The sequence below is a fragment of the Armatimonadota bacterium genome, assembly GCA_031460175.1.
In the GTDB taxonomy this organism is placed as follows: Bacteria; Sysuimicrobiota; Sysuimicrobiia; order Sysuimicrobiales; family Sysuimicrobiaceae; genus Sysuimicrobium; species Sysuimicrobium tengchongense.
Window position 1 is genome coordinate 1 of the sequence record JAVKGW010000016.1, and the last position, 9,500, is coordinate 9,500.

General features: G+C 67.4%; 8 protein-coding genes. All 8 read left to right on the forward strand.

The features are described from left to right. Positions 1–598, forward strand: a 598-nt coding sequence (locus QN206_12435; GenBank protein ID MDR7615614.1) for an ABC transporter substrate-binding protein, incomplete at its 5' end; no start/stop codon positions are given. Positions 599–623: 25 nt separating this feature from the next. After that, on the forward strand, positions 624–2,000 hold the full coding sequence (locus tag QN206_12440) for an FAD-dependent oxidoreductase (protein MDR7615615.1): 1,377 nt from the start codon (positions 624–626) through the stop codon (positions 1,998–2,000). A gap of 93 nt (positions 2,001–2,093) precedes the next feature. Beyond that, positions 2,094–3,722 (forward strand): long-chain fatty acid--CoA ligase, encoded by a 1,629-nt coding sequence (locus QN206_12445; protein ID MDR7615616.1) that lies wholly within the window; start codon positions 2,094–2,096, stop codon positions 3,720–3,722. 16 nt (positions 3,723–3,738) lie between these two features. Next, on the forward strand, positions 3,739–6,042 hold the full coding sequence (locus QN206_12450; GenBank protein MDR7615617.1) for a 3-hydroxyacyl-CoA dehydrogenase/enoyl-CoA hydratase family protein: 2,304 nt from the start codon (positions 3,739–3,741) through the stop codon (positions 6,040–6,042). A gap of 9 nt (positions 6,043–6,051) precedes the next feature. Then, positions 6,052–7,212, forward strand: a complete 1,161-nt coding sequence (locus QN206_12455) for a thiolase family protein (protein ID MDR7615618.1) — start codon at positions 6,052–6,054, stop codon at positions 7,210–7,212. A gap of 141 nt (positions 7,213–7,353) precedes the next feature. After that, a complete protein-coding gene (locus QN206_12460; GenBank protein MDR7615619.1) occupies positions 7,354–8,775 on the forward strand; it encodes an ABC transporter substrate-binding protein in 1,422 nt (473 codons plus the stop codon). Positions 8,776–8,790: 15 nt separating this feature from the next. Continuing rightward, entirely contained in the window at positions 8,791–9,087 is a 297-nt protein-coding gene (locus tag QN206_12465; GenBank protein ID MDR7615620.1) for a hypothetical protein, read from the forward strand. A 33-nt stretch (positions 9,088–9,120) separates the two neighbouring features. Then, the coding region (locus QN206_12470; protein MDR7615621.1) for a hypothetical protein at positions 9,121–9,500 on the forward strand (380 nt) is incomplete at its 3' end.

The window sequence follows — 9,500 nt, forward strand, 5'->3', positions numbered from 1 at the left end:
CTGGCGCCCGTGGAATCAGATTGCGCACCCGTTCAGTCCTGCAGCCCTTCAGGACTACCCAGGACCCTCGTATAACCCTGCGCGGGCGAAGGAGCTGCTCGCCCAGGCGGGATATCCCAATGGGTTCCGCACCCGGGTCATCAAGGCCTTCTATTTGGAGCGGGACATTGCCCTGGCAGTGCAAAGGTACCTCCAGGAAGTCGGGATCCAGGCGGAGTTGGAGACGCCCGAGATCGGGCGGTACGTGGAGTACCAGCGGAAGGGGTGGCGGGGCGTCCTCCTTCACTTCTACGGCTACTTCCCGAACTTTAACAACTACATCCGGTTCTACTTCACGAACTCCCCGGAGGGATTTGTGAGCATGCGGCGGCCGGAGGGCCTGGATCGGCTCGTGGAGGAATCCGCCTCCACCCTCACTCCGCAGCGGCACAAGCTTCAGCAGGTGCATCGACTCCTCCTGCAGGACTACACAGTGATCCCCGTGTTCATGGCCATGCGCACCTACGTGGCTTGGCCGGAGGTCCGGGACACACAGCACCTCACCAAGGCCACCTGGCCCTACTGGGAACCGGCGAAGGCGTGGAAGGCGCGGCAGTAGGTTGTGCGGAGGGAAGGCAGGCCAGATGAGGGTCCACGAAAGCGCCGAGCCCGCGGAGCGCTCCTACCTCTTGGAGGAAGCCCGGCGGGTACCCGTTCTCGGGGAGTTCGAGGTGGTGGTGCTGGGCGGCGGTCCCGCGGGGATCGCCGCCGCCACCGCCGCGGCCCGGTGTGGCTGCTCCGTGGTCCTGGTGGAGCGATACGGGTTTCTGGGCGGAATGGGGACCGCGGCGGGGGTGACCACCTTCGCGGGCCTCCACGCGAACGTCTACGGGGAACACCGCCAGGTGGTGCACGGGGTGGTGGACGATCTGCTGGCCCGCATGGAGCGCCTGGGTGGGCTCAACGCCCCGCACCTCTCCTTGGAGGGCCGCATCATGGCCCAGGCCTACGACACCGCGGCATACAAGATCGCCGCGGACGACCTCGTACTCAGCTCCGGGGCGAAGCTCCTCTTCCACACGTTGGGCGTGGGCGCGGTGATGGCCTCCGAGCGGGAGATCGCGGCCCTGCTCGTGGAGACGAAGTCGGGCCGGTTCGCCCTGCGCGGGCAGGTGTTCATTGACTGCTCCGGGGACGCGGACCTCGCGGCGTGGGCAGGGGTGCCGTACGAGAAAGGGGACGGTCAAGGCAACCTGCTGTATCCGACCACCATGTTCCGGCTCAACGGGGTGGACCCGGAGCGGGCAGGGCAGGCGTGGGACCTGCTTCCTCGAATCATGGAGGAGGCGGAGCGAGCGGGGAGGAGGTTCCCGCGGCGTGCCCCGATCCTGCGTCCCCAGCGCAACCCCCTGGAATGGCGGGCGAACGTCACCCAGATCCGGCTTCCGGATGGCCGCGCGGTGGACGGGACGGACGTGGAGCAGTTGACGTACGGGGAAGTGGAGGGACGGCGGCAGGTGTGGGAGTTCTTCACGTTCCTCCGAGAACATCTTCCGGGGTTCGAGAACGCCTACATCGTGGACCTTCCTCCCCAAATCGGGATCCGGGAGACGCGGCGCGTTCTGGGGGAGTACCAACTGACGGAGGAGGATGTCCTCCGCTGCGCGAGCTTCGAGGACACCGTCGGGGTAAACGGGTGGCCCGTGGAGGAGCACGTGCAGGGGGACGTGGTGATCCGGTGGCCTCCCATTCCCGACTGCCGGGGCTTTCACCACCTTCCCTACCGCATCTTGGTCCCTCAGAAGGTGGAGAATCTCCTGGTGGCAGGGCGGTGCGCTTCCATGACCCACGGGGGACAGTCCTCCGCCCGGGTCTCCGGTCCCTGCTTCGTGATGGGTCAGGCGGCGGGGACCGCGGCGGCCCTCGCCCTTCAGCTCCGTACCTCCGTCCGACGCCTGCCCGTGGCACGGCTCCAGGAGCGCCTGGAGCGGGACGGAGCCTACCTGGGACGGGACCTCTAGGCGGCGGTAGATCTCCGGATGCCCCGCGGTCCGCGTTGCGGGCCGGGAGAAGGCGGGGGTAAACTGGGAATCCGAGAACGGAGGTGAGCGAGGATGCAGATGGTGTCGGAGTGGCGGGCGACCTTGAGCTATCCCTTGACCCTCTCCCGGGTCCTGGAGCGGATGATCCGGTACTGGGGACATGTGGACGTGGTGACGCGACGCCCGGATCGATCCTTGCACCGGACCACCTATGCGGAGCTGTACCGACGCGCGCATGCCCTGGCCCGCGCTCTGACCCGACTCGGCATCCGACCCGGGGATCGGGTGGCCACCCTGTGTTGGAACCATTCGGTGCACATGGAATGCTATCTGGGCATTCCCGTTACGGGCGCCATCCTGCACACCCTCAACCTGCGCCTGCACCCCGGCGACCTCGCATACATCGTGAATCACGCGGAGGACCGTTTCCTGATCGTGGACGACGTCCTGCTCCCGCTGTTCGAGCAATTTAAACGGGAAGTACGGCTGGAGCGGGTCTTCGTGGTTCCCTTCTCGGGCAAACCCGTTCCCGAGCCATACGACAGCTACGAGGCGCTGGTCGAGGGCCCCTTCGAGCCGTTCCCGTACCCGGACCTCCCCGAGGACGCCCCCGCCATGATGTGCTACACCTCGGGGACCACAGGGCGTCCGAAGGGAGCCATGTACTCCCACCGGGCCATGGTGCTCGCGGCCATGGCCACCATGCTGGCGGACACCTTCGCGGTCTCGCGGCGGGACACCATCCTCGCGGTGGTGCCCATGTTCCACGTGGCCGGCTGGGTCCTACCCTTCTCCGCTCCCCTCGCAGGCGCGCGCCTGCTGCTGCCGGGCCCGCACCTGGATCCGGAGAGCGTCCTGGAACTCATCTCTTCGGAAGGAGCGACCTTCTCCGGAGGAGTTCCCACGGTCTGGCTCGGGATCCTGGACGTCCTGGAGCGCAACCCCGAGAAGTATCCCCTCCGCCGGGAGCTCCGGGTGGCGGTGGGAGGGGGTGCACCGCCGGAGTCCCTGTTGCGGCGCATGAAGCGGGCGGGCATCCGCCTCATCCACGGATGGGGGATGACGGAGGTCCTCATCGGGATCCAGAGCCACCTCAAGCCCCACATGGAGACCTGGCCGGAGGAACAGCAGATCGCCATGCAGCTCAAGCAGGGCATGCCGGTCCCGCTCCTGGAAGCCCGCATCATGGGGCCCGAAGGGGAGGTCCCGCCGGACGACCGGACCATGGGGGAGCTGCAGGTCCGGGGGCCGTGGGTGGCGGGGAGCTACTTCCGGGGAGAGGCCCCGGATGCCTGGACCCCCGACGGCTGGTTCCGGACGGGGGACGTGGCCGTCTGGGACGCGGAGGGCTTCATCAAGATCGTGGACCGTACCAAGGACCTCATCAAATCCGGGGGCGAGTGGATCAGCTCCGTGGATCTGGAGAACGCCCTCATGACCCATCCCAAGGTGAAGGAGGCCGCGGTGATCGCCGTGCCGCACCCGAAGTGGATGGAGCGGCCGCTGGCGGTGGTGGTGCCCCGGGAAGGGGAGACGGTGACGGGGGAGGAGCTGCGGGAGTACCTGCGGCCGAGGTTCGCGAAGTGGTGGCTGCCGGATGCCTTCGTGTTCGCGAAGGAAATCCCGAAGACGTCCACGGGGAAGCTCGCCAAACTGGTGCTGCGGGAGCAGTTCAAGGACTGGAAGTGGCCGGAATCCTGACGGTCAGGAGGCACGGATGGGCATCCGCAAGGTGGGCGTCGTGGGGGCAGGGGCAATGGGAAGCAGCATCGCAGCCCTGGTGGCGTCCGCGGGGATCCCGGTGGTCCTGCTGGACCTTCCCTCGGAGGGGGATCCCGACGCCTTGGCCAAGCGGGGAGTGGAGCGGGCCCTGAAGTCCAGGGCGTTCTACAATCCGGAGGCCGCCCGGTGGATCACCGTAGGCAACGTGCGAGACCACCTCCACCGGCTGAGGGAGTGCGACTGGGTGGTGGAGGCCGTGGTGGAGGAGGTAGAGCCGAAACGGGCGCTGTTCGCGCAGTTGGAGTCCGTGGTCTCCCCTGCCGCCATCGTCTCCTCCAACACCTCCACCATCCCCATGCGGATCCTGGTGGAGGGACGATCGGAGGGCTTCCGGCGCCGGTTCGTGGGCACCCACTTCTTCAATCCCCCTCGGGCCCTGCTGTTGTTGGAGCTGGTGCCCGGTCCGGACACGGACCCGGAGGTGCTCCAGCGCATGCGGAAATTCACGGAGCGCGTGCTGGGCCGTCGGGTGATCGTGGCGAAGGACCGCCCGGGATTCGTGGCGAACCGCATCGGCATCTACGGGCTCGTGCAGGCCATCCGGATCACGGAAGAGGAAGGGCTCACCCTGGAAGAGGTGGATCGGCTGACGGGGCCGTTTCTGGGCCGACCCCGCTCCGCCACCTACCGCACCGTGGACCTCACCGGCCTCGACATCCTCGTCCTCGGCACCCGCTCCCTCCAGGAGAACACCGGCGACGACTACCGCCTGCCGGATTGGGTGCACCAGCTTCACCGGCAGGGGCGGCTGGGAGATAAGACGGGAGGCGGATTCTTCCTCCGGGAGGGAGAGACGCTCCTCACATGGGACTACGCCACGGGGACCTACCGTCCCCAGCGGTCTCCGGAGATCCCTGGGCTTGCGGAGGCGGAGGCCGTCCCCTTCCCCGAACGGCTCCGGGCCGCCATGCAGCTCCCGGACCGGTACGGGAGGTACGTACGCAAGCTGCTCCTGCGCACCTACCACTTCGCCCTCATCCGGGCGGAAGAGGTGGCCCATGACCTCGTCTCCGTGGACCGTGCCCTGGAGTGGGGATTCGGCTGGGAACTGGGTCCCTTCCGACAGATGGACGCCATTGGACAGTCGGCCCTGCAAGAAGGGTTTGCGGAGCTGGGTCTAGAGGTCCCGGAACTCCTCACCCGCGCCAAACGCGGGTTCTACGGGGACGGCACCTACCTGGACTTCTCCGGGGAATACCGGCCCCTCCCGCCCCGAGAAGGGGTGCTCTCCCTGCGTCAAGCGCCCACCGTGTTGAGCCACGCTCCGCAGGTCCGTCTGGCGGACCTGGGAGACGGAGTCCTGGGAGTGGAGCTGTGCAGTCCCTCAGGTTCACTGACGCCCCAGGCGCTGGAGGGATTGCACCAGGCCGTGGAGGAGGCGGAGGCGGGGAGATGGGAGGGGATCGTCATCGGCACGGAGGACCTCCGGCGGCTCCCCGCGGACTGGGATTACCGGTGGATCCTGGACCGGATCCGGGAGGAGGACGAGGAATCCCTCCGGGCCTGGGCGCGGCGGGTCCAGGAGGTGTGCGTGCGGATCCGGGACTGTGCGGTTCCCGTGGTGGCCTGTGCCGCGGGCCGGGTCGCGGGACCCGGGATCGCGCTGCTGTTTGCCGCGGACCGGGTGGTGGCCCACGCGGATCTCCAGGTGGCCCTGATGGAGTACGCGCTGGGACTCCTCCCCATCGGGGTCCCCACCTTCCTGCTCCGGCGGTTCACGGAGGATCTGCTCCCCTACGGGGTGGCTGGGGAGCTCAAACCGGACGCGGGGGCAGACCTCCACGAGGCCGCGCACCGGGCCTTTCGCCTGCTCCTCTCGGCTCCCACCACCCGCAGTGCACAGGAGGCCCGGCGCCTGGGACTGTTGCGTCCCTGCGACCAGGTTACCCTCAGCCGAGACCGGATGCTGGCGCTGGCGAAGGCGACCGTGCTTGCCCTGGCTGGAAGTTACGTTCCGCCTCTTCCCGGGCCTCTATGGGGAATGGGGGACGAGACCCTGGGGAACCTGCGCTACGCCGCGTGGGCCCGGTGGGAGGCCCGACAAGCGACGGAGTGGGACCGGGAGGTGGCTTACGCGCTCGCGCTCCTGCTCTCCGGGGGAGAGGGCCCACCGCGGTGGGTGGAGGAACGGGAGATGTGGGAGGCGGAGCTGGACACCTTCGTGCAACTGCTCCGCTCCCCCAAGACCCAGGACCGGCTGGTGCACTACGTGGAGACGGGAGGGATTCTCCGGAACTGAGGGGGGACCATGCGGGAAGCGGTGATCGTGAGCGCGGTGCGGACGGCAGTGGCCCGAGGCAAGAAGGACGGATCCCTGGCCACCCTGCACCCCGTGGACCTCTCCGCGGTGGTGATGCGGGCCGCGGTGGATCGCATTGACCTTCACCCCGCACACCTCGACGACGTCGTCTGGGGGTGCGCGTTCCCGGAGTCCAGCCAGGGGCAGAACGTGGCGCGGTTGGGGCTGCTGCGGGCTGGGTTCCCCGTGGAGGTCACGGGCATGACCCTGAACCGGTTCTGCTCCAGTGGGCTTCAGGCCATCGCCCTCGCGGCCCAGGCCATCCTCTCCGGCATGGCGGAGGCGGTCCTGGCGGGCGGGGTGGACATGATGAGCCGCATCCCCGCCTCCGGCTACCACCCCCGCTACCACCCGGAGATGACGGAAACGTACATCGGCATGGGCTTGACCGCGGAGCGGGTGGCGGAACGCTGGGGGATCTCCCGGGAGGAACAGGATCGGTGGGCCTACCGGAGCCACCGGCGCGCGGCGGAGGCCTGGGCGGCCGGGAAGTTCACGGAGCAGATCGTGGCGGTTCGGGTCCGGCGTCGCACCCCGAAAGGGGAGGTGGAGGAATTCGACTTCAACCGGGACGAGACGGTGCGGCCGGACACGAGCCTGGAAAAGCTCGCGACTCTCCGGCCTGCCTTCAAGGAGGGCGGGACCGTTACCGCGGGGAACTCCAGCCCCTTCTCGGACGGTGCCGCGGCGGTGGTGGTGATGAGCCGATCGAAGGCGGAGGACCTGGGACTTCGCCCCCTCGCCCGCTTCGTGAGTTTCGCCACGGGAGGCGTGGAGCCGGACGTCATGGGCGTCGGACCGGTACGGGCGGTGCCGAAAGCCCTGCGGCTTGCGGGACTGCGCATGGAGGATCTGCGGCTCATCGAGTTCAACGAGGCCTTCGCCGCCCAAGTGCTCGCGGTGCTCAAGGAACTGGAGATGCCGGAAGAGAAGGTAAACGTTAACGGAGGTGCGATCGCCCTGGGACATCCATTGGGGGCCACCGGTGCGAAGCTCACCGCGCAGCTCATCTACGAACTGCGGGCACGGGGCGGAGGGTTCGGCATGGTCACCATGTGCGTGGGCGGAGGCATGGGGGCCGCGGGGATCTTCGAGGTATACCCCTCGTGAAATGAAAGGGGGAACGGCCCGGTGCAGAGGAAAAACGCGGTTCTCCTCAGGATCCTGTGGGGATGGGTGTTGGTGGGCCTGTTGGCCTGGGCAGGCCGCGCGGGACCGGCACCCGGAAGCTCCCGCAAAACCTACGGAGGCGTGTTGCGGAAGATCTACGTCATCCCCAGAAGCCCCGTGGGGGTTCCCTGGGAGATCGTGGGCGTCAGCGTGAACGCGGCCACCCCGGCGCTGGAGGCCCTGGTGCGGGTGGACAAGAACGGAAGGGTGCACCCGTGGCTGGCGGAACGGTGGACCGTCTTGCCTGACCAAAGTACGATCCTGTTCCGGCTTCGGCGCGGGGTGAAGTTCCACGACGGGACGGACTTCAACGCGCACGCGGCGAAGTGGAACCTGGACCGGGAGATGGAAGCCCGAACGATTCCGGTATCCTCGGTAGAAGTGGTGGATGAGTACACGATCCGGGTGCGTCTCACGGAGTACAACAACATCTGGCCTACGATCTTCGGCGGGACCCGGGCCCTCATGATCTCTCCCACCGCCTTTACCCGCAACGGGCTGGAGTGGGCCCGGTGGAACCCGGTGGGGACCGGACCCTTCCAGATCGTGCGGTATGAGCGGGATGTGCAGGCGGTTTACAGGAGGTTCGACGGATACTGGCAGGCGGGGAAGCCGTACCTGGATGGGGTGGAATACCTCTTCATCGTAAACCCGGAGACGCGGAAAGCGGCCTTCCTGTCCGGACAGGCGAACTTCCTCGGCGCGACGTTTCAGGCGGCCGCGGAGTTGGCCCGGGAATCCAAGGACCGGTACAACTTCCTTGCGGACTGGAGCTTCTACAACGTGCTCATTCCGAGCAGTGCCAACCCGGATTCTCCCTTCAGGGATCCTCGGGTTCGGGCGGCGGTGTCACATGCGTTGGACCGGGAGGCCATCGTAAAAGCCCTCACATACGGTTACGGCGCACCGGCCGATCAGGCCGCGTTCCCCGACCAGCAGGGCTATCTACGGGACCGACGGGGGAAGCGGTACGATCCCAGACGGGCCCGGGAATTGCTGGCCCTGGCCGGCTTTCCGCAAGGGTTCCGGACGCGGCTGATCGCTACGGACGCCACAGAACGGGAGCAGTTGGTGGCCATCCAGCGGTACCTGCAGCAGGTGGGAATTCAGGCGGAGATCGAACAGGTCCCCAGCACCAGATATCAGGAGTACATCAACCGAGGATGGGAGGGCCTGCTGTACCAGCCCTTCGCCCGCTTCCCCACGGTGAATGAGTTCGTACGTCAGTATTGGTTCCTCAACCAGCGCTTTGCGAGCTTCGAGCGACCGGAAGGCTTTGAGGCGGTGTGGCGTCAATCTCTGAAGACCCCTGTTCCGAGCCCTCAGCTCGCGCAGCGGCTGAATCAGATGCTGATCGAGAGGGACCACTTGATCCCCGTCTTCTACTACAAGACGATCCTGGTGACCACCAAGGAGGTCCGGGATACCGGATACTTTCGGTGGTACACGACGGCGTGGTGGTCTCCCGAAGAGGCTTGGATGGCTCGGGAAGAGAGACGATAGAGGAGGTGAAGGACGATGGATCGCTATGAGGTGTTGAGCCCCCTCGGGGAGGCGGAGGTGCCGGAGCCGCGGCGGAACGCGCCCCGGCTGGAGGGTCTGGAAGGTCGGGTGGTGGGGCTGTTTGAGAACAACAAACGGGCGGCTCCCCGGATCCTGGATGCGGTGGAGCGGGAACTGAGGGCACGGGTGCCGGGGGTGCGGTTCAGCCGTTTCCGCCACCCGCACAACCGGGAGCTCCTGGGGGAGGAGTTGGAGGCGTTCCGGCGGTGGGTGGGGGAGGTGGATGGGGTCATCGGGGCGGTAGGGGATTGAGGGTCGTGCACCAAGTACTTGGTGTTCAACCTCGTGGAGGTTGAAAAACTCAATAAGCCCGCGGTGGCCCTGTGCAACGTGGGGTTTGGGGCGGATGCGCGGTCGGCGGCGGTGGTGAAGGGGTATCCGGCGCTGCGGACGGTGCTGGAGCGGGTGCCGTGTGAGGCGACGGATGGGGAGTCCATCGAGCGGGGGGTGGCGGAGGTTATCGAGGAGGTGATCCGGGCGCTGACGGTGCCCCTCCGGGAAGAGGAGTGGGAGGAGGCGCTGGCTCGTGCGGCCGCGTGGAAGCCGGAAGGGGCCCGAGGAGTGGTGTACCGGGGGACGTGGGAGGAGGTGAACCGGTACTTCTACCGGATGGGGTGGACGGACGGGCTGCCGGTCGTGCCGCCCACTCCTCAGGCGGTGGAGGA